This is a genomic window from Aestuariivirga sp., from assembly GCF_041738905.1.
Lineage (GTDB): Bacteria > Pseudomonadota > Alphaproteobacteria > Rhizobiales > Aestuariivirgaceae > Aestuariivirga.
In genome coordinates this window covers 1-22371 of record NZ_JBGSOZ010000217.1, presented here as the reverse complement: position 1 = coordinate 22371, position 22371 = coordinate 1, and the positions used below count along the sequence as shown (strand labels likewise).

20 protein-coding genes are annotated in these 22371 nt (G+C 62.5%); 7 read left to right on the top strand and 13 right to left on the bottom strand.

Annotated elements, in window-relative coordinates; translation table 11 throughout:
* Positions 1–10: 10 nt before the first annotated feature.
* Genes ACEW8Q_RS21675 through ACEW8Q_RS21665 form a run of 3 tightly spaced genes read right to left on the bottom strand, consistent with a single transcriptional unit; the run spans position 11 to position 2248 of the window.
* Positions 11–559, bottom strand: a complete 549-nt coding sequence (locus tag ACEW8Q_RS21675; protein WP_373506154.1) for a glutathione peroxidase — start codon at positions 557–559, stop codon at positions 11–13.
* Between the two features lie 34 nt (positions 560–593).
* Entirely contained in the window at positions 594–1778 is a 1185-nt protein-coding gene (locus tag ACEW8Q_RS21670; protein ID WP_373506153.1) for a benzoate/H(+) symporter BenE family transporter, read from the bottom strand.
* Positions 1775–2248, bottom strand: a complete 474-nt coding sequence (locus ACEW8Q_RS21665; RefSeq protein ID WP_373506152.1) for an Lrp/AsnC family transcriptional regulator — start codon at positions 2246–2248, stop codon at positions 1775–1777. The genes ACEW8Q_RS21670 and ACEW8Q_RS21665 overlap by 4 nt, the downstream gene beginning before the upstream one ends.
* Before the next feature lie 179 nt (positions 2249–2427).
* Here ACEW8Q_RS21665 and ACEW8Q_RS21660 point away from each other — a divergent pair, with 179 nt between their 5' ends.
* The 3 genes from ACEW8Q_RS21660 (at position 2428) to ACEW8Q_RS21650 (ending at position 6416) form a co-directional block, all read left to right on the top strand.
* Positions 2428–4500: a putative bifunctional diguanylate cyclase/phosphodiesterase gene (locus tag ACEW8Q_RS21660; RefSeq protein ID WP_373506151.1), complete on the top strand. Its 2073-nt coding sequence runs from the start codon at positions 2428–2430 to the stop codon at positions 4498–4500.
* A gap of 61 nt (positions 4501–4561) precedes the next feature.
* Positions 4562–5524, top strand: a complete 963-nt coding sequence (gene trxB / locus ACEW8Q_RS21655) for a thioredoxin-disulfide reductase (protein ID WP_373506150.1) — start codon at positions 4562–4564, stop codon at positions 5522–5524.
* Positions 5511–6416 (top strand): LysR family transcriptional regulator, encoded by a 906-nt coding sequence (locus ACEW8Q_RS21650; RefSeq protein ID WP_373506149.1) that lies wholly within the window; start codon positions 5511–5513, stop codon positions 6414–6416. The genes trxB and ACEW8Q_RS21650 overlap by 14 nt, the downstream gene beginning before the upstream one ends.
* Before the next feature lie 18 nt (positions 6417–6434).
* Here the strand turns inward: ACEW8Q_RS21650 and ACEW8Q_RS21645 are convergent, their stop codons facing one another.
* Complete coding sequence (locus ACEW8Q_RS21645; protein ID WP_373506148.1) at positions 6435–8798, bottom strand: beta strand repeat-containing protein; 2364 nt, start codon at positions 8796–8798, stop codon at positions 6435–6437.
* Between the two features lie 417 nt (positions 8799–9215).
* A complete protein-coding gene (gene msrP / locus ACEW8Q_RS21640) occupies positions 9216–10181 on the bottom strand; it encodes a protein-methionine-sulfoxide reductase catalytic subunit MsrP (RefSeq protein ID WP_373506147.1) in 966 nt (321 codons plus the stop codon).
* 175 nt (positions 10182–10356) lie between these two features.
* Between msrP and ACEW8Q_RS21635 the strand changes: the two genes are divergently transcribed.
* Positions 10357–11661 carry a calcium-binding protein gene (locus ACEW8Q_RS21635; protein WP_373506146.1) on the top strand — a complete coding sequence of 435 codons (1305 nt, stop codon included), beginning with the start codon at positions 10357–10359 and terminating at the stop codon, positions 11659–11661.
* A 124-nt stretch (positions 11662–11785) separates the two neighbouring features.
* Here the strand turns inward: ACEW8Q_RS21635 and ACEW8Q_RS21630 are convergent, their stop codons facing one another.
* The 5 genes from ACEW8Q_RS21630 to ACEW8Q_RS21610 all read right to left on the bottom strand — a co-directional run bounded on the left by ACEW8Q_RS21630 (position 11786) and on the right by ACEW8Q_RS21610 (position 16870).
* Positions 11786–13837, bottom strand: a complete 2052-nt coding sequence (locus tag ACEW8Q_RS21630; protein WP_373506145.1) for an elongation factor G — start codon at positions 13835–13837, stop codon at positions 11786–11788.
* 186 nt (positions 13838–14023) lie between these two features.
* Positions 14024–14491 carry a DUF992 domain-containing protein gene (locus ACEW8Q_RS21625; RefSeq protein ID WP_373506144.1) on the bottom strand — a complete coding sequence of 156 codons (468 nt, stop codon included), beginning with the start codon at positions 14489–14491 and terminating at the stop codon, positions 14024–14026.
* Positions 14492–14613: 122 nt separating this feature from the next.
* Complete coding sequence (locus ACEW8Q_RS21620; RefSeq protein ID WP_373506143.1) at positions 14614–15075, bottom strand: DUF992 domain-containing protein; 462 nt, start codon at positions 15073–15075, stop codon at positions 14614–14616.
* A 74-nt stretch (positions 15076–15149) separates the two neighbouring features.
* Positions 15150–15650, bottom strand: a complete 501-nt coding sequence (locus ACEW8Q_RS21615; RefSeq protein ID WP_373506142.1) for a DUF1993 family protein — start codon at positions 15648–15650, stop codon at positions 15150–15152.
* A gap of 17 nt (positions 15651–15667) precedes the next feature.
* Positions 15668–16870: a pyridoxal phosphate-dependent aminotransferase gene (locus tag ACEW8Q_RS21610; RefSeq protein ID WP_373506141.1), complete on the bottom strand. Its 1203-nt coding sequence runs from the start codon at positions 16868–16870 to the stop codon at positions 15668–15670.
* A 108-nt stretch (positions 16871–16978) separates the two neighbouring features.
* Between ACEW8Q_RS21610 and ACEW8Q_RS21605 the strand changes: the two genes are divergently transcribed.
* Positions 16979–18160 carry an FAD-dependent monooxygenase gene (locus tag ACEW8Q_RS21605; protein ID WP_373506140.1) on the top strand — a complete coding sequence of 394 codons (1182 nt, stop codon included), beginning with the start codon at positions 16979–16981 and terminating at the stop codon, positions 18158–18160.
* Between the two features lie 53 nt (positions 18161–18213).
* Here the strand turns inward: ACEW8Q_RS21605 and ACEW8Q_RS21600 are convergent, their stop codons facing one another.
* Complete coding sequence (locus ACEW8Q_RS21600) at positions 18214–18636, bottom strand: hypothetical protein (protein ID WP_373506139.1); 423 nt, start codon at positions 18634–18636, stop codon at positions 18214–18216.
* 212 nt (positions 18637–18848) lie between these two features.
* On the opposite strand from ACEW8Q_RS21600, the gene ACEW8Q_RS21595 reads away from it, so the two are divergent.
* A complete protein-coding gene (locus ACEW8Q_RS21595; protein WP_373506138.1) occupies positions 18849–19376 on the top strand; it encodes a tetratricopeptide repeat protein in 528 nt (175 codons plus the stop codon).
* Between the two features lies 1 nt (position 19377).
* On the opposite strand, the gene ACEW8Q_RS21590 is transcribed toward ACEW8Q_RS21595, so the two are convergent.
* Complete coding sequence (locus ACEW8Q_RS21590; RefSeq protein ID WP_373506137.1) at positions 19378–20226, bottom strand: 23S rRNA (adenine(2030)-N(6))-methyltransferase RlmJ; 849 nt, start codon at positions 20224–20226, stop codon at positions 19378–19380.
* 225 nt (positions 20227–20451) lie between these two features.
* Positions 20452–21336 carry a hypothetical protein gene (locus ACEW8Q_RS21585; RefSeq protein ID WP_373506136.1) on the bottom strand — a complete coding sequence of 295 codons (885 nt, stop codon included), beginning with the start codon at positions 21334–21336 and terminating at the stop codon, positions 20452–20454.
* Between the two features lie 69 nt (positions 21337–21405).
* Between ACEW8Q_RS21585 and ACEW8Q_RS21580 the strand changes: the two genes are divergently transcribed.
* Positions 21406–22371: multidrug effflux MFS transporter (locus ACEW8Q_RS21580; protein ID WP_373506135.1), on the top strand; the 966-nt coding region annotated here is incomplete at its 3' end.

Genomic DNA, 22371 nt, shown 5'->3' with positions numbered 1-22371 from the left:
CGCCGCAACCCTACTTGGCGGCCAGCGCCTTCTCGACTGCCGCCGTGATCTTGGGTCCGGTCGGCTTGGCTTGTGTCGAGTACCATCCGGCAAACCTGCCATCTGCCCCGATCAGGTATTTGTGGAAGTTCCACTTCGGCTGGCCGGCCTCACCCGCCTGCTCACCCGCCCACGTGTAGAACGGATGCGCGCCGCTGCCCTTCACCACAGTCTTGTCGGCCAGCGGAAAGGTCACGCCATAGTTGATCTTGCAGAAGGTTGCGATCTCCTGCGCGGTGCCCGGTTCCTGCTTCCCGAAATCGTTGGACGGCACACCCACGATGACGAGGCCCTTGTCCTTGTAGGCTTGCCAGAGCTCTTCCAGCCCCTCGTATTGCGGGGTGTATCCGCATTCGGAGGCGGTGTTGACCACGAGCATCGGATGGCCTTTGAATTGCGCCAGCGGCAGGGGCTTGCCATCGATGCCGGTGAGCGTGAAATCATAGGCGGTCGTTTCGGCCATGGCGGATGTACCCGTGAACAGGATCAGTGCGGCAATCGATAACAGGTTTCGCATCATACTGTAACGCCAAAGGTCCCGCGCCGGATCGCTGTCATTTCCGGGTGAGCACATGCCGCGCCCCGAATAGCACCAGACCGGCAACGAGCCCCCAGAAAGCCGAGCCGACGCCGCCGATGCTGAGGCCGCTGGCGGTGACCAGAAATGTGACAAGCGCGCTCTCGATGTCGCGTGGCTCTTTCATCATGGCGGTGACGCCTCCCATGAGGGGAGAGAACAGCGCCAGCCCGGCGATTGCGGTGATGAGATCCTTCGGCAAGGCGCCCAGCACCTGCACGAAGCTCGCGGCCATCAGGCCGATCAGGCCATAGAAGACGAGATACGGCCAGGCCACGAGCCAGCGCTTTCCCGAATCTGGATGGCAATCGGGGCCAGTCACGATTGACGCCGTGATTGCCGCCATGTTGATGGCGTGACTGCCGAAGGGCGCCAGAAGCGACGAGGTCACGCCGGTGACGACAAGCGCGGGCTGTACCGGCGGCTGATAGCCCGAGGCCCGCAGCACCGCGAAGCCAGGCAGGTTCTGCGACGCCATGGTGACCAGGAACAGCGGCACCCCGATGGAGAGGATCGTCTGGAGGTCGAAGGTCGGTGTCGTCCACTCCAGCGCGGTGATCCCGAAGCTACAGCAATCACCCGCGAAGCTGCCACTGAACGCCGCCATGGCGACGCCAGCCACCACGACGACGGGAACCGCATAGAGCGGATAGGACAGCCGGAGCCCGAAGAACACAATGACGAGCGGCAGCACGAAGAGTGGCATGGCCATGGCAGCGCCCGGAACGCCCAGCGTGTAGCGCAGCAGCACGCCCGCCAGCATCGCTGCGGCGACGGGCGCCGGAATTTTCTCGATCGCCCTTTCCAGAGGCTTGATGAGGCCCGCCACCACCATGAGAAGCCCCGCCACGACGAATGCGCCAAGCGCGTTCTGGTAGCTGACACCCGACCCGCTGGTGGCGATGAGGACCGCGCCCGGCGTGGACCACGCCGTGATCATCGGCATCTTGTAACGCCACGACAGGATGAAGGACGAGACAGCCATGCCGATGCAAAGAGCTGCTGCCCACGAGGCCTGTTGGCTGGGCGTGGCACCCACGGCGCGCGCCGCCTCCATGATGAGGAGGATGGTGGAGGCAAAGCCCACCACCACGGCTGTGAGGGTGGACGAAATGAGGCTGAACCAGCCTGAACGCGATGAGCTGAGCGGCGTGTCGGTCACGGTATCGGAACTCCAGGCTCGTATTTGGCCACGCGCATGATCAGCGTGGTCTTGACGTTCTCGACGTTGGGCGCAGCGGTGAGATCGCGGATGATGAAATCCTGCAGGGCGGAGAGGTCTGGCGCCACGCATTTCAGCAGGAAGTCGGCCTCGCCCGAGATCGCATAGGCCTCTCGTACCAAGGGCCAGCTGGCCACAAGGCTGGCAAAGGCCTTGAGTTCGGTTTCCGCCTGGCTCTTCAGGCCCACGAAGGCGAACATCCTCACGTCGAACCCGAGCTTTTCTGCATCGAGCAGCGCCCGATACCCCGTGATGACGCCCGCCCGCTCCAGCGCCTGAACGCGCCGCAGGCAAGGCGGCGGCGACAGGCCCACCCGGCCCGCCAGGTCGACGTTGGTGACGCGGCCATCCCGTTGAAGCTCGCGCAGGATCTTCCAGTCGGTGGCATCGAGACTGATCGAAGGACTCATGATCGGGCTTTAGCAAGCCCCAAGCCCGAACGCGACAGGGCAGCCTGCGATTAGGGGTTGCTTAACGGGCGATATGCAATTTTAATTTGTGTAAAATCCATGAATACACCATATGATTGCATTCGGCTGGACGGGAACGTCTCATTGATGGCGGGAGCTTTGTCGCCCCGGACCTGTCGATGACCATGGCTTTGCGGCATCTGCGAGCGATGCTGAATGCCATGCGTCATGGCATCATTCTCATGCGCCCGGACGGCACTGTCGAGACCTGCAATACCAAGGCCCTGGACCTGCTGCAACTTCCGGCCTCGTTGGCGGACACTCCGTTCAATCTCGCCACCGAGATATCAACAGTGTGGGGCCCAAAAGTACATGTCCACGATGGACACCGCGCTGCCCTGTTCAAGTGGGAAGACGGACGCATGGTCGACATCCACGTCGACCGGGTCGCCGCAGGCGGCATCGTCATGCTCATCGAAGACGTGACCGAGGAACACCATCGGGCACAACTCTTGCGGCGTACCGAGGAAGAGTATCGCAGCCTTTTCGAGAATGCCGTTTACGGCGTGTATCGGGATACGCTGGATGGCCAGCCGGTTCGCGCCAACCCCGCCCTCGTGAAATACAACGGCTACGACAGCGAGGAGGAGTACATCGCCGCAATCCGGGCGCGCGGAAGCGGATGGTACGTCGATCCCGACCGTCCCCGCGTCTTCCAGCAGATGATGAAGGCAGAGGGCCGCGTCCGCGATCTTGTCTCGGAAATCTACCGCCACAAGACGCGCGAGAAACTCTGGATCACCGAAAACGCATGGTACGTGATGGGACCGGACGGAGAGCCGCTCTATATCGAGGGGACGATACTCGATGCCAGCGAGCGCGTGCGCAGCATGGTGGAGGTGGAACGCCAGGCCAATACGGACCCTTTGACCGGCGCGGTAAGCCGCTTCCATTTCATGAACAAGCTGAGGGACCTGACGCGCGATGCGGGCAGCATCTTCGTGCTGTTTTCGATCGACCTCGACCGCTTCAAGGAAGTGAACGACATTCTCGGCCACGCCGCAGGCGACACCGTTCTGAAGGCGGTCGTGACACGGCTGCGCGCCATCGTCGGGCAAGCCGCCATCATCGCCAGACTGGGAGGTGATGAATTCGCCGTGATCGCCCCCGGCAATGACGCCGCCCTCAAGGCCGACATGACTGCGCAGGAGATCGTCCGCATGCTGAGGGTTCCCGTCAGCATTGTGGGGCAGACGGCGTCAGTGGGCGCCAGCGTCGGTATCGCCCTCTACCCCGGCCACGCGGCGAACGCCAAGGAACTGCTGAACCATGCAGACCTGGCGCTCTACCAGGCCAAGGCGAGCGGACGCGACCGTGCCTGCTTCTTCGACCACGCACTCAAACAGCGCCAGGCACGGCGGCAGGCGCTCGAGACCGAACTGCGCGAGGCGATCCCGGCCGACCAGCTTGAACTCTACTATCAGCCAATCGTAGCGGCGGAGACTGCGCGTGTCGTCGGCTATGAGGCCCTCATGCGCTGGAACCATCCGCGGCGCGGGTTGCTGGGGCCAGGCGAATTCATCCAGATGGCGGAAGACGCTGGGCTGATGGGCGAACTCGGCAACTGGGCCATCGACAGGGCCTGCCGCCAGATCGCACGCCTGCCGAAGGACGTTTCGGTCGCCGTGAACGTCTCGCCCAACCAGTTCCGGTCGTCCGGCATTGTCAACGCGGTGAAGATGGCACTGAAGACCGCGGGGCTTGCAGGCAGCCGGCTGACACTCGAAGTGACCGAGACGGTGATCCTCTCGGGCGAGAGCATCGCGTCGCACGTGATGGACGAGTTGCAAGGCCTTGGCGTCAAGCTGGCGCTGGACGACTTCGGCACCGGATACAGTTCCCTGAGTTACCTCCAGCGCTATGCCTTCTCGAAGGTCAAGATCGATCGATCCTTCGTGGCTGGAATCGATCTCAAGCCGAAGAACCTGTGCATCATCCGCGCCATCATAAGGCTGGCGCAGGACATGGGCATGGATGTCATTGCCGAGGGAATCGAGACCAATGCGCAAGCGCAGATGCTGAGAGCCGAAAACTGCGGCTACATGCAGGGCTATCTGTTCGGCAAGCCCAAGGCCTTTCTTGACGTTGCGGCGGACTATGTCGTCCAGGACCTCCGGAAGGTGGTTGACAGATCCATCATTACGGCACCGGGCCACACGGCTGCGAAGCGGACTGTTCACAAGCACTTGTAGCGGCCTTGTCGTACGCCCTAAATGAGCTATGTTATTTTCTCATAGCATCCTGGAGGCCACAATGTCCGCCCGTCACGCCCGGGTCCTGATCCTCGGATCGGGTCCTGCTGGTTACACAGCCGCAATCTACGCCGCTCGCGCCATGCTGAAACCCCTGCTCGTGCAGGGCATCCAGCCGGGCGGCCAACTCACCATCACCACCGATGTCGAGAACTATCCCGGATTCGCAGACGTGGTGCAGGGGCCGTGGCTGATGGAGCAGATGAAGGCGCAGGCCGAGCATGTGGGCACCGAGATCGTGTCCGATACAATCACGGAGGTCCGCCTCAACGACAAGCCGATCTGGCTCAAGGGCGACTCGGGCCAGGAATACACCTGCGACGCGCTCATCATCTGCACGGGCGCACAGGCCAAGTGGCTGGACCTTCCTTCCGAGCAGGCGTTTCGCGGTTTTGGCGTGTCGGCTTGCGCCACTTGCGACGGGTTCTTCTACCGCAACAAGCGCGTTGTCGTGGTGGGCGGCGGCAACACTGCCGTCGAGGAGGCATTGTTCCTCACGAATTTCGCCAGCGAGGTGATCGTCGTTCACCGGCGCAACGAGTTCAAGGCCGAGCGCATTCTCCAGAACCGCCTCTTCGCACACCCCAAGATCAAGGTGATGTGGGATTCGGCATTGGCAGATGTTCTGGGCACGGACAATCCCAGGGGCGTCACCCACGCGCGCATCAAGAACGTCAAGACCGGCGACATGGAAGACGTGGCCGTCGACGGCATCTTCATCGCCATCGGCCACAGCCCGGCAACCGAACTCTTCAAGGATCAGTTGCCGTTCAAGCAGGGCGGCTACCTGATCACCGAACCGCGCTCCACGCAGACAGCCATCGAAGGCGTCTATGCGGCAGGCGACGTGACGGACGACATCTACCGGCAAGCCGTCACGGCCGCCGGAATGGGCTGCATGGCTGCTCTCGAGGCGGAACGCTGGCTCCACACAAGAACGGAGCTACGCCATGCCGCTGAGTAATGTAATGGACTGGGACAAGCTGAGGATATTCCACGCGGTGGCCGACGCCGGAAGCTTCACCCACGCAGGGCATGAACTGGGCCTTTCCCAGTCCGCCGTCAGCCGCCAGATCAGCGCATTGGAAGATGCCCTGAACGTGCCTCTCTTCCACCGCCACGCGCGCGGCCTCATCCTCACCGAACAGGGCGAGATGCTGTACCGCACGGCGCATGAGGTATTCACCAAGCTCACCGCCGCACAGACGCGGCTGATGGATTCGAAAGAAAAGCCCTCGGGCGAACTCCGCATCACGACGACGGTTGGCCTGGGCTCCGTGTGGCTCACGCCCCGCCTGCGCGAATTCTCGGAAATCTATCCGCAGATCAACGTCACGCTGCTTCTGGATGATCGCGAACTCGATCTCTCGATGCGTGAGGCCGATGTCGCCATCCGCCTGAGAAGGCCAACCCAGCCCGATCTCATCCAGCGCAAGCTCTTCACCGTCCATCACCACATCTATGCCTCTGCCGAATACATCAAGAAGCAGGGCATCCCGAAGTCGATCGAGGAACTCGACAAGCACAAGATCCTCACCTTCGGCCAGGCGCCTACTTATCTGACCACCGTCAACTGGTTGGAGGCGGTGGGTAGGCCCGAGGGCGATCCGCGTCCCGTGGCGTTCCGCGTCAACAATGCCTATGGGCTGCGGCGTGCGGTGCAGGCCGGCATGGGCATCGCCTCGCTGGCGGACTACATCGTTCCGGAGGAATCTGGCCTCGTGCAGATCGACCTGCCCGTCGAGACGCCGGAGTTCGACACCTACTTCGTCTATCCGGAGGAACTGAAGGACACCAAGCGTGTCACTGTGTTCCGTGACTTCATCGTCGCCAAGGCGAAGGAGTGGAGCTTCTGAACCGGAGCTCCACCCGCCTCACAGGCTGAAGTCGGCGCCCGCGAAATTGACCACGCCCGTAACCTGAATCTGGAAGTCGGCATTCCCATCGCCATCGACTTCGCCTTCAATGACGGTGTTGCCGGAACCGGTCTGGAAGTATCGCAGCTTGCCCGCCTGGCCTGACTGGAAAGCTGCCGTCTCGATGAACTGGAAAGAGTCATTGTTGCCGCCAGCGATGGCATCGATGCCCTCGAGCGCGATGATGTCGCTGCCCTGATCGAAATCGAGAATGCGGTCGCGGCTGACGCCAACGGCACTGTCACTGACTGTCTCGAAGAAGAAGATGTCGGCATCCGCTCCGCCCGTCATGAAGTCCTGGCCCAGGCTTCCCATCAGGTAGTCGGCACCACCTCCTCCTGACAGCGTATCTGACCCCAGGATCCCGTACAGCACGTCGGACTGTGACGACCCTGTCAGAACGTCATCCGCGCCGCTTCCTACGATCACGATGTTATCGCCATTGGCGGCGTAGAAGAGGGGTGACTGCCAGTTGGTGAACGTCACGCCCGTCAGGTCGGTGTTCGGTCCCGCCAGGAACAGCGTGATGTCACCGGCCGATCCGGTGACACTGTTGATCTGCCCAGCCCCGGTGCCGAAAACCGAACCTTGAAACTGCACGGATGAATCGATCAGGAACAGCAGGCGTTCGATCCCGGAGATATTTGCGTTACTGAAGTCGAGATTGTCTTCCACGGCACCGCCGATGACGATCGTGTCCAGCGTTCCCGCGCCGCCATTGATAGTCTCGATGCCATCGAGTTCCTCCTCGACGGCATATGTGAACGTATCATTGCCGCTGCCACCGATCAGGGTGTCGGCGCCGAGCCCGCCAACAATACTGTCATCGCCGCCACCCCCTGACAGAACATTGGCGCCGTCATCGCCGGTGAGCGTGTCGTTGCCCTCGCCACCAGTCGCGCCCTCGAAGCCATCGATCGCATCGCCTGAAGCATCGCCTCCCCCCGAGACGGACTCGGTCGCAAGATTGATAGTTACGTCGAAACTCGAGCCGGCATAGCTCACGATGTCCTCACCGCTGCCGCCCGACAGCGTGTCGCCGCCCGGACCGCCGCGCACGACGTCGTTGCCGCCATTGCCCTGGATTGTATCATTCATCTCCGATCCGGTGATGGTGTCATCGGTAGCAAATCCCCCCATCATGAGGATCGTGTCATTGGAGCTCCACGACTGGAACATGACGACGGAGATATCGGCAGACCCCATCACCTGCAGGAGATCGACATTGCCGGCACCCGTCACCGTGGCGATTGAGGTGGCGCCGATTTGGCTGCCATTGATGACAACCGTGCTGCCAAGGTTGCTGAACTTCAAAGCTTCAACGTTGGCGATGGTGACAAGCCCAAGTTGATAGCTGCCGGTGTTTGAGGTGAGCTGGATTGTATCCAATCCTGAACCGCCGTTGACGCTCTCGCCAGCGGCGATGTCAGTGCCGCTGGAATAGAAGAACGTATCATTATTGGCGCCCCCGCTCAGCACATCAGCGCCGCCGAAACCGTAAAGACTGTCGTTGCCGCCCCGCCCGCTGAGGACATCGGCCAGGCTGCCACCGGCAATCGTCTCGGCCTGATTCGAACCCGTGATGGTGTTCGCAACACTGCCCGTGCCGCTGAGTTGCAGAATGTCGCTGCCATCGGTCCAGGAGGTGAAGCTGACACTGGTCAGATCGATTGCCGGACCGCTGATCGTGAGCCAGTCGAGATCGGCATGGCCGGTGACCGACGTGATGGCGCCAGCCCCGAAACAGCTGCCTGCAAAGCTCGCCTGCGCGACGGCATCGAACTCCAGCGCCTCGATGTTGCTGACCGTGGCCTTGTTGCGGAAATCATAGGTGATGCCGCCGGCCAGCAGGATCCTGTCGCTGCCGCCGGTCCCGCCGTCGAGTATCTCGCCCGACACGAGATGACTTTCGGATGTGTAGACAAACGTATCCTTGCCGGCACCGCCGTTCATCACATCGCGGCCCGAGCCGCCGGTGATGCTGTCGCTGCCATCCTTACCGTTGATGGTGTCGCGCTGCCTGGAGCCCGTGAGCGTATCATTGCCGTTCGTGCCATTGAGGGTGATGGAATCGCTAGTCGACCACGACACGAAACTCCAGTTGCTCGCGTTAAGCGAAGCGCCGTTCACCACCAGATGGTTGAAACCGGTGCTACCCTGGATTTCCACCGAGGTTAGAATGGGCGATCCATCGAACTGGGCCGCGGTGAAGGTCGCCGTCGCGGGGACCTGAATGCCATTGATGAAGCGGATGAGGTCGATGCCGGGGGTGAGTGCCAACCGGGAATAGTTGAAGGTCTGACTGATGGTCAGCGTGGCCATGATGCGCTCCGTTTCCGCGTCTTCCGGCCTCGTGATCTCTCAACACCACGCGAACGGCCCGGACGATTTCCGGGAGAATGGCCCCATCGTCAAGTCTAGGCAATTTACTCTCACCTTTCAAGCGGATCGTTTCGTCGGTGTCGCGGCCCCGGCATCCGTCACAGGTTCCAGTGACGTCATGTAGGGGCGGCATGGCACCCATGTATGAGCGCAACTTGCTGGAACAGCGACATGGGTTCATCTTTCTCATGCCGCGTTTACCGGCGCGGACTCAGCCGCCGTTGCTCCCTCCCCTTGCGATGTCGGCCTTTCGGCTCTTGTCCCCTCTTCCCCTGAGAGGTTGCGACTTGGGCGTCTCCCTCGCTTCCGAGGGAGTACGGGCAACTCAAGGCCGGTCCCGATGACCGGCCTTTTTCTTTACATGAACAGCTTTTCCGTCTCGAGTCCGGCGTAGAGTGACGCCACCTGCTCGCCATAGCCATTGTAGAGCTGCGTGGGGATGCGCTCGCCCGAGCCCAGTACCTGCTCGGTCTCCTGGCTCCAGCGCGGATGCGCCACCTCCGGATTGACGTTGGCCCAGAAGCCGTATTCGCTGGGGCCCAGCGTCTCCCAGAAGCTCACGGGGCGCTCGGCGGTGAAACTCACCCGCACGATGCCCTTAATGGACTTGAACCCGTACTTCCACGGCAGATGGAGACGGATCGGTGCCCCCATGCTGGCGGGCGCGGGCTTGCCATAGGCACCCGTGACCAGGAAGGCGAGGTCGTTGGCGGCTTCGGCCATGGTGATGCCCTCGACATAGGGCCAGGGATACCCGGTGAAGAAGCCCGGTTTCTGGCCGGGCGCCACATCCGGCTTGTTGAACGTCTCGAAACGCACATACTTCGCATTCGCGTTGGGCCTGGCGATTTCGAGAAGCCGCTTCACCGGAAAGCCCGTCCACGGCACCACCATGGACCACGCCTCCACGCAGCGGTGGCGATAGATGCGCTCTTCGAGCGTCACCTGCTTCAGGAGGTCGTCGATGCCGAGCGTCAAGGGCGCTTCGACCTCGCCGTCGATCACGATGTCCCACGGGCGCAGCGGCAGTTTTTCGGCAGCCGATGCGATCCGCTTGGACGACCCGAACTCGTAGTAGTTGTTGAACGTGGTGGCTTCCTCGGCCTCCGTCACCGGGCGGCCGGCATCGCCAAAGGCCGGATTGGTCTTGGCAGGATAGAGACCGGCAGATGGGTCCTCGGCCGCCAGCGCGGGCCTGCCGAATGCGGCGACGGCCCCTGCAGCAGCGACCCCGCCCATGAAAGACCGCCGGTTGAGAAACACATGTTCGGGCGTCACCTGTGACTCCCGGATGTCCCATCCTCGATTGCGCCTGATCAGCATGTCGATCGTCTCCCGTTGGAACTTGCAGCATAGGCCCTAGCCTTTAACGCACCAAATCAAAGCCCGATCACATCTCGGAGAAGGGATGTGACCCCAATGGCACCCCAATTGCAGTCTTGGGTTGATGTGACCCCATGTCCGGCTGGCTGTCACAGAATGCGACAGGGGCGGCGGTTTGGCGAAATATTTCTACAAGGGCCTGGGGCAAAGTCTCTTTGCGGCACAGGAAGGCGGCAGCTTGCGGGGCAGGATCGCAGCCAGAACCGCTGACTCCTTCACGATCCTCAATCCGGACGGAAGCAAGACGCACTATTCCGGGTCAGGGCTCGTCTGGAACAATGCCCTTGGCACCTTCACGGGCGGGACAATCACCGCGATCCGCCACAATGCCACGCCAGGTGTCCAGATCGACGCGATGACCGGTCTTGCCATGCCGGTCACCGCGCTCGTCCCGTTGCTCGAGGCCTCGGGTCCTTCGGCGGCCAGCGCATTGATTGGAGCCCTCCTCTCGGGTGACGATGTGCTGCACGCGAGGGCAGGCAATGACAGCCTTCAAGGTGCTGGCGGCAACGACACGCTTATGGGCGGTTCAGGCGCCGACCAACTCTCGGGCGGCACCGGCAATGACTGGGCTTCCTACCATGGCAGCGCCGCAGGTGTCAGGGTTGACCTCACCGCCGGCCGTGGCGATGGCGGAGATGCCCAGGGCGACACGCTCGACGGGATCGAGAACGTGCTCGGGTCGAATTTCGCCGACAGGCTCTCGGGAAACGGCCTCGCCAACTCGCTCTATGGGCTGGGCGGCGATGATGTGCTGATCGGCGGCGGCGGTAATGACGAATTGATGGGCGGCGCTGGAAGCGACACGCTGATCGGCGGTGAAGGCCAGGAATGGGCGAGCTACCGCTTGTCCTCCGGAGGAGTGAGAATCGATCTCTCGAACAAGACCGCGGCAGGAGGCGACGCCAGGGGCGATAAGCTTTCAGGCATCGAGAACATCGAGGGCAGCAATCAGGCGGATTGGATCGACGGCGACCGTGGCGCAAACTTGCTGTTCGGCCGCGGTGGCGAGGACTCGCTCTCCGGAGGTGGCGGGAACGATGTCCTCAAGGGCGACCAGGGCAAGGATTTTCTGCTCGGCGAGGACGGCAACGACCTGATTTTCGGGGGCAATGGCAACGACCTCATCGATGCCGGAACCGGCCGCGACATTGTGGTGGGCGGGCGCGGCAACGATGTGATCTATGGCGGGCCGGACCCCGATGTGATCGTCTTCGAACATGACTGGGAGGACCTGAACGTCCGTTATGACGGCAACGACTATTCGATCTGGGTCGAAGCCCCGGACGGCACCGATCATATCTTCAGCGCACTGACGATTGCGTCGGCCAACGGAACCTGGCGCTACGACGTGCCGACCGCCGCCTGGGTGATGGACTCGGACAAGACCAGCGCCGACTGGATATCAGACGGCATTTGACGACACCCGTTCCCGCGCCGCGCGTTCATGTCCGCGGCGCTTTGCATTCGCATCGGCCCTGAGGTGCCCCGCCGCCGAGCTCCAGGATACGGCGAGACACCGGAACGGATTAACCAGCCCTGGCTCAGGCGGCTTCAGCCTTGCGGCTCGCCACCACCTGCTCGGCCGCACGGCCCGTGAGCTCCGACATGTGGTCGAGGCTGAAGGTGAAGGTGCCGACGCCCGCAGTCGCAGATCGCAGCTCGATGATGAGCGAGGCCATCTCCGACTCCGGCATGTGCGCCTTCACCGTGTCCCAGCCTGGCCAACCCTCGCGGCCATCAAAGCCGAGAAGCTGGCCGCGGTGCCCGGTGACGATCTGGTTCACACGCGGCGTCGCGTCGCTCGGAACGTGAATCTCGACACTCACGATGGGCTCGAGCAGCACCGGCGAGCAGTTCGGCATGCCGTCCGTCATGGCGATTCGCGCGGCGGTCTTGAAGGCCATCTCGGAGCTGTCGACGTCGTGATACGAGCCGTCCGACAGGTTCACCGAGAAATCGACCACGGGAAAGCCGAGCGGCCCATGCCCCATCCACTCACGCACGCCTTGCTCCACCGCAGGAATATATTGCTTCGGCACGACGCCCCCGGTGATCGTGTCCGAGAACACGAAGCCGGAGCCGCGCGGGCCCGGTGCGATCTCCACCACCACATCGCCGAACTGGCCGTGCCCGCCCGACTGCTTCTTGTGGCGGCCGCGAATCTGAACCGGCTTGCGGATCGTCTCCTTATAGGCGATCCGCCGGGGCTTCGACGTGGCATGGACGCCAAACTTGCCTTCGAGCTTTTCAAGCGCCACGCGCAGGTGCATCTCGCCCTGCCCCCACAACACCATTTCGTGCGTGTCGTGATTGTGTTCGAGCGACAATGAAGGGTCTTCCTCGATGAGCTTGGCGATGGCGCTGGTGAGCTTCACTTCGTCCTTGCGGTCGGAGACCGAGATTGCGAAGCCATAGACGCCGGGCGGCGTTTCGACCTTCACCAGTTGCGGTGTGCTGCCCCGCGTCGTGGAAAGCGTTTCGCCGGTCCGCGCGGCCTCGAGACGGCCGAGCGCCACGGTGTCGCCAGCAGACGCCTTGGCAATCTTGGAAGGCGTGGAACCAAGCAGGGTGAAGACACCCGCCACGCGGCAGTCCTGCCCATCGGCGCCATGCAGTATCGTGCCGTCTGAAACATCGCCGGAAAGCACGCGCGACAGCGAAAGCTTGCCGCCATGCGCCGTGTGGAACGTCTTCAGCACCTGCACCGCCGTGCCATTGGGCTTGAAGCCCAGGCGCTTCGCCGTCTCCGCAATGCCGGGCGCTTCATGACGGAGCGCCTTGAGCAGCCGCTCGATGCCAGTACCGTGTTCAGCTGAGCCGAAGAGCACTGGCGTGATCAGGCCTTCGGCCAGCTCGCGTGTGAGGTCACTGAAAACGCGGTCACGCGGCGGCTCCATGTCGGAGAGCAGTTGCTCCATCAGCTCGTCGTCGTGGTCGGCAAGTTTCTCAAGCATGGCGAAGCGCTCGGACTTCTCGATCTCGGCGACATCCGCCGGCATGTCGATCAGCTTTGATTCGAGATGCTCCTGGTAGACGAAGGCGCGCTCCAGCGCGAGGTCAACGAAGCCGGTGACGATCGATCCTTTCATCAAGGGCAGCTGGCGCAGGATGAGCGGCTTGGAACTCGCGGGCTGCAGCCACTCAAGCACATCGCGTGGGCGTGAATCGGTCTTGTCCACCTTGTTGATGAAAAGGATGCGCGGCAGCCCGATCTCGTCCAGCTGCTTCAGGATGAGCTGGAGCGCAGGAGCTTTCTTGTCGTCCGCCTCGCAGACGACGATGGCGACATCGCAGCCATGCAGGGCCGCGCGCTGGTCCTGCGCGAATTCGATGGAGCCCGGACAGTCAAGAAATGTGTAGCTGTCCCCGAGATAGGACGTGGTGGCCGTATTGAGCTCCACGCTCATGCCATGCGAACGCGCTTCGGGTGCCGCATCGCCAATGGTCGACTTGTCGGAAACCTTGCCCTGGCGCGGGATGGCGCCGGTGCGGAAAAGAAGCGCCTCAAGGAGCGTGGTCTTGCCGCTGAGATAGGGGCCCACCAGTGCAATGCACCGCGAGCCCGAGGGCCTTCTGCCGTTGGGTTGATCCATGGCCAATCCTCCTTTGACTGCTCAACTCAATGTGCGTCGAAGGACCGCCCTTCTTGTTTGGTGGTGACTGCGCCGGGGGCGGTTCCACGATGCCGAGACTGACTCCGTTTCAGCGAACCGGCAAGCAAAAAGCAGAAAGCCCGGCGCGGGCGGCCGGGCTCTCTCATCATTCCGATTCCGGAAAGCTTAAGGAGCGTATTCGAGCTTGAGGCTGGCAATGCCGGCAGCGACATTGAGACCGGTCTGGGCCTGGACGCTTACCGGCTGCAGTGCAATCGACTTGTTGGAGCCGCCAACCAGCACATTGGCACCAAGGCCAACGGCGACTGTCGCTTCGGCTGTGGCCCCGCCGTAGCTGCCAGCCAGCGAACCGCTCTTGAGCTGGCCGGGGGCAAAGACGGCCCAACCCATCGTGGTCTTGCCGGTGATGCCGATATCGACGCCAAGCTTGCCGATCCGCCCGGTATAGTGCTCGACCTTGGAGCTGCCAGAGCGCTCGAAGGTGCAGTCCATGGCCTTCGACGAGCCGATGATCAGGCCAACGCCGCCATCGACGTTGCAGGTAAGAACGCCCACTTTCACGCCATCCTTGGCAACGGCTGGGGTGATGGCAAGCGCCATGACGGTGAGTGAGGCGGCGATGATCTTCTTCATGTTCATTCCATCCTGTATTGAAAACGTGTTGCCTCTTTTGGCTTCAATTGTGTCGCCAATTGGACACGAAGATCCGAAAGCACGGAAGAGCAAAGGCTGGACGAAACTGCCCGGACAGGTTGTCAATCCACCGAGTCGAGCGACAGGCTGGCCAGTCCGGCGGCAACGTTCAGTCCGGTCTGTCCCTGGACGCTCAGGGGCTGCAGGTTGATCGATTTCTCGAAGCCGCCCACCAGCACGTTGGCGCCGAGGCCGGCAATGACTGTCGCCTGGGCGGAAGCACCATTGTAGCTGCCCTGCAACGAACCGCGCTTGAGCTTGCCCGGCGCGAACACCAGCCATGCCAGTGACGCATCTCCGGTGGCGCCGATATCGATGCCGAGCTTGCCGATACGGCCTTCATACCGCTCGACGCGGCCGCCGCCCTTGAAGGTGCACTGGACGGACTTCGACGAGCCGATGATCATGCCGACGCCCGCGGACACATCGCAGCTGAGCACGCCAACCTTGATGCCATTGCGCGCGAAAGCCGGAGCAGCGCAGACCGAAATGGCAAGAAGCGAGGCGAGGATGATGCGTTTCATGAATGGAGGTACCTTTCAGGGTATGGAGGATTCAAAACGGCTGCGCCCGGGGATTGTTCCGGACGATGTGAACTTCAGGCCTGTCCGCCCGCAAGGTACTCGAGCTTGCTAAGTTCCAGGCCATTGTGGCGGAGGATGGCGTAGGCTGTGGTGATATGAAAGTAGAAGTTGGGCTTGGCAAAGGTCTCGAGATACGCTTCGCCCTTGAACTTCAACTCGTTCCCACCGGCCTTCAGCGAGACATCGCGCGTCTCGGCACCCTCGAACTGCTCTTTCTTCAGTGTACTGAGGAAATCCATGGTGCGCGCGATGCGGTCCTGCAGTTCAGCAAAGGTCTTCTCGTCGTCGGCAAAGCTCGGGACCGGAACGCCCGCAAGGCGAGCGCCCGCGCCCTTGGCAGCATCGGTCGCGATCTGCACCTGCCGCGTCACCGGGAACATGTCCGGGAAGAGACGCATCGAGAGCATCACGGCAGGATCGATCTTCTTGGCCTCGCAATGAGCTTCCGCCTTCCTGAGAATGGCCGAGAGCGATTTCAGGAAGTGGATAAAAATGGGAACCGAACGGTCGTACATGATGTGCCTTTCCGGCGTCAGCGCAGATTGCCGCAGAATCGCTGGATGCGCCTGCAAGCGTCTTCGAGCGTCTCCGTAGCCGTAGCATAGGAAATGCGGAAGAAGGGTGACATTCCGAAGGCAGCGCCATGCACGGCCGCCACGCCTTCGGCGGCGAGCAGCTCGGTCACGAAGTCTTCATCGGTCCTGATTACATTTCCCGAAGGCGCCGTCTTGCCGATGGCGCCGAGGCACGAGGGATAGACGTAGAATGCGCCTTCGGGCGTGGGGCACGAGATGCCCGTGGCCTGGTTCAGCATCGAGACGACGAGGTCGCGCCGCCCCTTGAACACCTCGTTGTTCTTCGGAATGAAATCCTGCGGGCCGTTCAAGGCTTCGACGGCGGCCCACTGCGCGATCGACGATGGATTGGACGTCGACTGCGACTGCAGCTTCGACATGGCCTTGATCAGTTGCTCAGGCCCCGCGCCATAGCCGATGCGCCAGCCGGTCATGCAATAGGACTTCGACACGCCGTTCATGGTGAGCGTGCGGTCATAGAGCCTGGGCTCGACTTGCGCCGGCGTCGTGAACTCGAAATCGTCATAGACGAGATGCTCGTACATGTCGTCGGTCAGCACCCACACATGCGGATGCTTCACCAGCACGTCGGTGAGCGTCTTCAACTCGGCGCGGCTGTAGGCAGCACCGCTCGGGTTCGAGGGCGAATTGAGGATCAGCCACTTGGTCTTCGGCGTGATCGCCTTCTCGAGATCGGCAGCCTGCAGCTTGAAGCCGTTTTCGGCCTTGCCCTCGACGAAGACCGGCGTGCCGCCTGCCAGCATGACGATGTCGGGATAGCTCACCCAATAGGGTGCGGGCACGATCACCTCGTCGCCAGGATTGACGGTCGCCATCAGCGCGTTGAACAGCACCTGCTTGCCGCCGGTACCGACCGAGACCTGGGAGGGCTTGTAGTCCAGCCCGTTCTCGCGCTTGAACTTGTCGCAGATGGCCTTCTTGAGTTCGGGAATACCGTCCACCGCGGTGTATTTGGTCTTGCCCGCCTTGATCGCCTTGATTGCCGCGTCCTTGATGTTGTCGGGCGTGTCGAAATCGGGCTCGCCCGCCGCAAGGCCAATGATGTCGCGGCCCTCGGCCTTGAGCGCCATCGCCTTGTTGGAAATGGCGATCGTGGCAGACGGCTGGATGCGGTTCAAGGCGTCGGAGATGAAACCCATGGCGGAAACCTTTCAAAATGCGGGCGTTGTCTAGGACGGAGGGCCCCCAAGGGCAAGCCTCAATCCGCCGCATCAACCTCAGGCACGGAATCTGGCAAGAACAATCGCATGAGCGATCTTCCCTTTCTTGTGGTTGGCGGCGGCATCGCAGGCCTCGGCGCGGCGCTGGGACTTTCAGGCTTAGGAGCAGGTGTTCGCCTGTTCGAACAGGCAGCGGCCTTCGAGGAGGTTGGAGCCGGCCTCCAGATGTCGCCCAATGGCGTGCGGGCACTCCAGGCGCTTGGCGCATGGGATGCCGTTGAGCCGTCATGCGTCATCCCCTCGGAAATTCATGTGAAGGATGGAGTGTCGGGTGCGCTTCTGCAGCGCATCAGGCTGGGCAAGACCTTCGAGAACCGATTCGGCGCGCCCTACCGCGTCTGCCATCGGGCAGACCTTCTGGCGGGCCTTGTGGCAACTGCGCGCAACAGGCCTGCGATAGAACTTCGGAACTCGTCCGCCGTGACGGGGGTCGAACTCGCAGTAGCCCAGGCGGCCCTCGTGCTCGACGTCGGCGAAACCGCCGCGGGCCGCGCCGTGATTGCGGCAGATGGCATTCGCTCCCGCCTCAGGCAGGAGGTTTGCGGCAAGGTGGACCCTGTGCATCGCGGCCACCTCATCCATCGCGGGCTCATTCCGCTGAAATCTGTCCCCCCCGAAATCGAGATCGACTGCGTGACCCTCTGGCTCTGTCCGGGCGGGCATGTCGTTCACTATCCGGTGAGCAACTGGCGGAGCTTCAATATCGTGGCCGCCGTCGATGGCACCGCAGCGGAGGGTGGCTGGCAGCAACCTGCCGGGTCGGACGAAATGATGCGTCATTTCCCGGCCGTAGTCGAAGACCTGTCCGCGCTGCTCGCGGCTGTGCCTGACTGGCGGCGCTGGCAAGGCGCCGACCTGCCGGAACTGCCACGCTGGTCGAAGGGCAATCTGGTGCTGGCAGGCGATGCCGCCCACGCCACATTGCCCTACCTCGCTCAAGGCGCGGTGATGGCATTGGAAGACGCCGTGGTGCTGTCACAGCAGGTTCGCACGGCCTCTAGTCTCGGATCGGCCTTTACCACCTACGAAAGCCTGAGGCGTGCCCGCACATCGCGCATTCAGGCACAGTCGCGCCGGATGGGTTGGGCCTATCACGCCCGTGGAGCCACCGCACTCGCCCGCAATGCCGTGCTGCGCCTGGGCGGCGGCGTTGCCGTGCGCCAGATGGAATGGATCTTCGGCTGGTCGCCGGATATGATTATAAGGTAGCCACGGCCCATCCCGGGAGGGACAGGCCGCTGAAACCTCGCATGTGAAGACGATCAATACTTGCCGCTGCCGCGCGAGGGATTGCCGTTCGGATTGCCGTTCGGGTTGCCACGGCCGCCGGGGTTCTTCACACCGTCGCCATCGCCACCCTTGCCGGGAACGAATTGAGCCATGATCTTGCACTTCCTGGTGGAGGGCGCAGCGGCCGCGACCGATGTCCAGGTGTTGCTGCGCTTGGCCTTGCAGACGACCGAGGCCGTCGAGCAGGTCTTGCCGGTGGCGCGCATCCAGTTGGGAAGGCCACTCTGACGCACTTCGTCGTTGCAGCACTTGAGCACCGAAGCCGAATTCTTGCCGCGGCAGTCGAGCACGCCCGAGGCCGATGCCTGGCCCGACTGGGCGAACATCACGAAGGTGGTGGCGGCGGCAACGGCCGAAGCGGCAATGAGGCTGCGAAGGTTGAGGGTCCGGGTCATATTTCTCTCCTGTTTCAGTATGTGTCTGATGCGTGTTGCATCGATGGCCAAGTTATGGCGCTATGCCGCTGAGCCTTGCCTGAATGCCGCGTTCATCCGGGCTTCATCTCCGGGTGTTACCGGGGAAACAGGCCCGGAACAAAAATAGTGCTGGAATGCGTCTGTCAGCCCGGGCGTAACGTATCTGAACGGGCATCAACCAGGAGGATGACATGATGAAGTTTATGGCAGTAGCTCTCGCGTGCATGATCGCCGGAACAGGAGCGGCAATGGCCGCCGGCGGCGACGGTGGCGGGTCCGACGCCTCTCCCACCAATAACCAGTGCAAGAAGGGCGAGGTCTGGGACAAGAAAAAGAAGAAATGCATGAAGGCGAAGTCGAGCGTTATTCCTGATGAAGACCTCTACCAGCAGGGCCGCGCGCTTGCGAAGCTCGGCCAGTATGACTGGGCGATCGAAGTTCTGGCAGTTGTCCAGAACAAGAACGACCCGCGCGTTCTGAACTACATGGGCTACAGCCACCGCAAGGCGGGGCGCCTCGATATCGGCATCACCTATTATCAGCAGGCGCTGGCGATCGACCCCAACTTCAACCTCGCCCGCGAATATCTGGGCGAAGGCTATCTGGCTGCAGGCCGCAGCGACCTGGCGAAGGCCCAGCTCGCGGCAATCGAAAAGAGCTGCGGCACGACCTGCGAGGAATATCAGGACCTCGCCAAGGCCATCGCCGCCACCAACTAGATCATTTTGGGGGCACGAGCCATTCCACGGCGCCGTGCCCCCAATTGCCAAGCCCAAGCCGTTCAGCAAGCGCCGGGACAATCGCTTCGAGATCCCTCTCGAGCGTCCATGGCGTGTTGAGAATGATGAGTCCGGAGCCTGCGAGGCCTCCGGCCGCGAAAGCCTCGCGCACGCGAATTTCCACCTTCAACGTGGCGGCCACGCCCAGATCTCTGACCCCATCGATGATGCTCGCCCCCGTGTCATCGTCCTTGATCGGATACCACAGCAGGAAGACACCCTGCGCGAAGCGGCGGAGGCCATGCGCCAGCATGCGAACGGCTTTCTCCGGCTCGTTCTTCACCTCATAGGGTGGATCGATCAGGATGACGCCCCGGCGCTCCGGCGGCGGCAGCTTCGCCTTGATGCAGGTTTCCGCATCCATGCTTGTGACATCGACGCGAAAATCACGGATGAAGTGACGCTCCAGCGTGATCGCGTCCTCCGGGTGCAGTTCATTGGCGATCATCCGGTCCTCCATGCGCATGAGGCGGAGCGCCAGTTCCGGTGAACCGGGATAGAGGCGGATGCTATCGCCTACGTTCAAAGTCGCGATCACGTCTCGGTAAGGCCGGATCAGCGCCTCGATCTCAGGCGCGAACGGCTCCACCAGCTTGCCGATGCCGCCTTCCCATTCGCCGGTCTTTCCGGCCTCGATGCCACCGAGATCGTACACACCGATCCCGGCATGGGCGTCGATCACGCGGAACGGCTTGTCCTTTTTCTTCAGGTGTTCCAGCACGCGCGCCAGCACGATGTGCTTCAGCACATCGGCATGGTTCCCGGCGTGATAGGCATGGCGGTAGTTCATGCGCGAAACACGAAATGGGCGCCCGCCGCGATCAGCGACAAGCCGGTGAGCAGCAGGATGGGACGAACATCGTGGTAGGTCAGAGAGGGCAAGTTGCCAAATCCTTTCAATCTCGGGCGCTGTGCCGCCGCCGCTGCCAAGCTGTCTCGTCAGTCGCCGGCCTGTCTGGAAAACCGCGCATGGCCGGGCGTGTCATGGCGGGAGGGGAAGCGGATTGACGAGCCGTTACTTGACCAGCGTGATCGAACCAAGATCGATCATCGTCCCGTCCTGGCCGAGATTCACATGGACAACCCGCTCGGCGTTGTCATTGCTGACCATGAAGTATCCGATATGGTCGACGGCCAGGCCAAGTTCGCCGCAGGGCGGATCAGGCACCTCCTCCTGAAGCTGCGCGTCGAAGGCCTCCTTGCGCTTGCCTGATGGCATCACGTTCCAGGCAGACCATCCGGGTGGCGCCAGCTGATCCGTCGCAGGTTGCAGGAGGCACTCCGCATCGTCGAGCACGAGCCCCTTGGCCTTCAGATCGGGAATCAGGGCCTCGATGCCACCCGCATTGCTGTATTGGCGGAGCACCGGATAGGGCTCACCCGCATCGACGCGCAACGCGAAGAGATCATTCACTTCATCGTAGTGAACGTCCCAGCGGCCGGTATCGAAGGTGCAGGTCTCGGTCCACAACCCGATGCCCTTGCCTCGGTTCCAGACCCAGGCACAGGATTTCTTGTCGGTCGCATAGAATGGCGCGTTGGGCGCCCCTTCAGCTGATTGCGGCACCACCTTCACCGAGACATCGGACAAGGGAACGCAGAAATCGCCCGACTCAGGCCGCGCGAATCCGGCAAGCTCAGGCGCGGCCGGATCGATGCCCTTGTGCTGGCCGTAGAGGCAGATCTTGCCATCGGGAAGTTCGTAGATCACCAGATCGTCGACATCCGCCTGCTGCAGGCGCCCCTTCGCAAAACTGTCGGCGAAGCGCACGTTGATCTGCTTTCCGATCGCAAAGGTAAACACCAGGGACGGGTCAGTGGCCGGAACGATCAGTTCCTCCGCCATGGCAGCGCATGACGACGCGGCAAGGAGAAGCGATGCAACGAGGGCGTGTTTCATGCGCGAAGGTCATGCCAGAGTCCCCGCCATTTTGCTATCGTGATCTCGGCGCAGGGAGTAGGAAGCGCCATGTCCGCCAGCGCCTCCCAGCCCCGCCCCTCCTACGCCATTCTCGTGGCGATCAGTGCCGTAGGACCGCTGGCTCTCAACATCTTCATGCCCTCCATGCCGGGCCTGCAGGACGAGTTCAACCAGCCCTATGGCGTCGTCCAGCTCACCCTCACGCTCTACCTGATCGGCATGGCGGCCTGCCAGCTGGTCTATGGCCCGCTGTCGGATCGCGTCGGCCGGCGGCCCATGCTGCTGGGCGGCTTGTCGGTCTTCGTATTGGCCAGCCTGATGGCGGCGCTGGCGCCCTCGATCGAGATCCTCATCGCGGCCAGGCTGCTGCAGGCCCTCGGTGGGGCCGCTGGCATCGTCCTCGCCCGCGCCATGGTGCGCGACGTGTTCGACCGCGAGACGTCTGCGAGCGTCATCTCCTACATCACCATGGCCTTCGTCGTGGCGCCGATGGTGGCCCCTGCCCTTGGCGGCTTCCTCGACTCGCATTTCGGCTGGCGCATGGATTTCTGGCTGCTGGGCGTGCTGGGCGCCATGGTGCTGGCCGCCTCTTTCCGCTTCCTGCCGGAAACCCATGTGGTGCGGAACCCCGCGGGCAGCGGCATGGGGCTCATCACCGGCGCCGCCCGCCTCTTCGCCATGCCGCGCTTCCGCGGTTACACGCTCACCCTGGCCTTCACCTCCACCGTGTTCTTTGCCTTCCTCGGCGGTGCCCCGCATATCATGATGGATGTGCTGAAGCGCACGCCGATGGAATATGGCCTGTGGTTCGTCCTGATCTCGGCGGGCTACATGCTGGGGAATTTCATGTCCGGCCGCTACACGCAGCGCGTCGGCATCGACCGCATGATCATGGTGGGCTGCGTCATCTCGCTGGCGGGCGGCCTCCTGTGCTTCGCCGCCGCCATCACCGGCTTCCTGTCCCCCGCCACGCTGTTCGTGCCCATGTGCCTCGCGGCGCTGGGCAACGGGCTG

Bases quoted from the DNA above. Each gene is read 5' to 3' on its own strand.
- ACEW8Q_RS21675 (WP_373506154.1), bottom strand. From the start codon at position 559: ATGATGCGAAACCTGTTATCGATTGCCGCACTGATCCTGTTCACGGGT.
- ACEW8Q_RS21665 (WP_373506152.1), bottom strand. From the start codon at position 2,248: ATGAGTCCTTCGATCAGTCTCGATGCCACCGACTGGAAGATCCTGCGC.
- ACEW8Q_RS21660 (WP_373506151.1), top strand. From the start codon at position 2,428: ATGACCATGGCTTTGCGGCATCTGCGAGCGATGCTGAATGCCATGCGT.
- trxB (WP_373506150.1), top strand. From the start codon at position 4,562: ATGTCCGCCCGTCACGCCCGGGTCCTGATCCTCGGATCGGGTCCTGCT.
- ACEW8Q_RS21650 (WP_373506149.1), top strand. From the start codon at position 5,511: ATGCCGCTGAGTAATGTAATGGACTGGGACAAGCTGAGGATATTCCAC.
- ACEW8Q_RS21645 (WP_373506148.1), bottom strand. From the start codon at position 8,798: ATGGCCACGCTGACCATCAGTCAGACCTTCAACTATTCCCGGTTGGCA.
- msrP (WP_373506147.1), bottom strand. From the start codon at position 10,181: ATGCTGATCAGGCGCAATCGAGGATGGGACATCCGGGAGTCACAGGTG.
- ACEW8Q_RS21630 (WP_373506145.1), bottom strand. From the start codon at position 13,837: ATGGATCAACCCAACGGCAGAAGGCCCTCGGGCTCGCGGTGCATTGCA.
- ACEW8Q_RS21625 (WP_373506144.1), bottom strand. From the start codon at position 14,491: ATGAAGAAGATCATCGCCGCCTCACTCACCGTCATGGCGCTTGCCATC.
- ACEW8Q_RS21620 (WP_373506143.1), bottom strand. From the start codon at position 15,075: ATGAAACGCATCATCCTCGCCTCGCTTCTTGCCATTTCGGTCTGCGCT.
- ACEW8Q_RS21615 (WP_373506142.1), bottom strand. From the start codon at position 15,650: ATGTACGACCGTTCGGTTCCCATTTTTATCCACTTCCTGAAATCGCTC.
- ACEW8Q_RS21610 (WP_373506141.1), bottom strand. From the start codon at position 16,870: ATGGGTTTCATCTCCGACGCCTTGAACCGCATCCAGCCGTCTGCCACG.
- ACEW8Q_RS21605 (WP_373506140.1), top strand. From the start codon at position 16,979: ATGAGCGATCTTCCCTTTCTTGTGGTTGGCGGCGGCATCGCAGGCCTC.
- ACEW8Q_RS21600 (WP_373506139.1), bottom strand. From the start codon at position 18,636: ATGACCCGGACCCTCAACCTTCGCAGCCTCATTGCCGCTTCGGCCGTT.
- ACEW8Q_RS21595 (WP_373506138.1), top strand. From the start codon at position 18,849: ATGATGAAGTTTATGGCAGTAGCTCTCGCGTGCATGATCGCCGGAACA.
- ACEW8Q_RS21590 (WP_373506137.1), bottom strand. From the start codon at position 20,226: ATGAACTACCGCCATGCCTATCACGCCGGGAACCATGCCGATGTGCTG.
- ACEW8Q_RS21585 (WP_373506136.1), bottom strand. From the start codon at position 21,336: ATGAAACACGCCCTCGTTGCATCGCTTCTCCTTGCCGCGTCGTCATGC.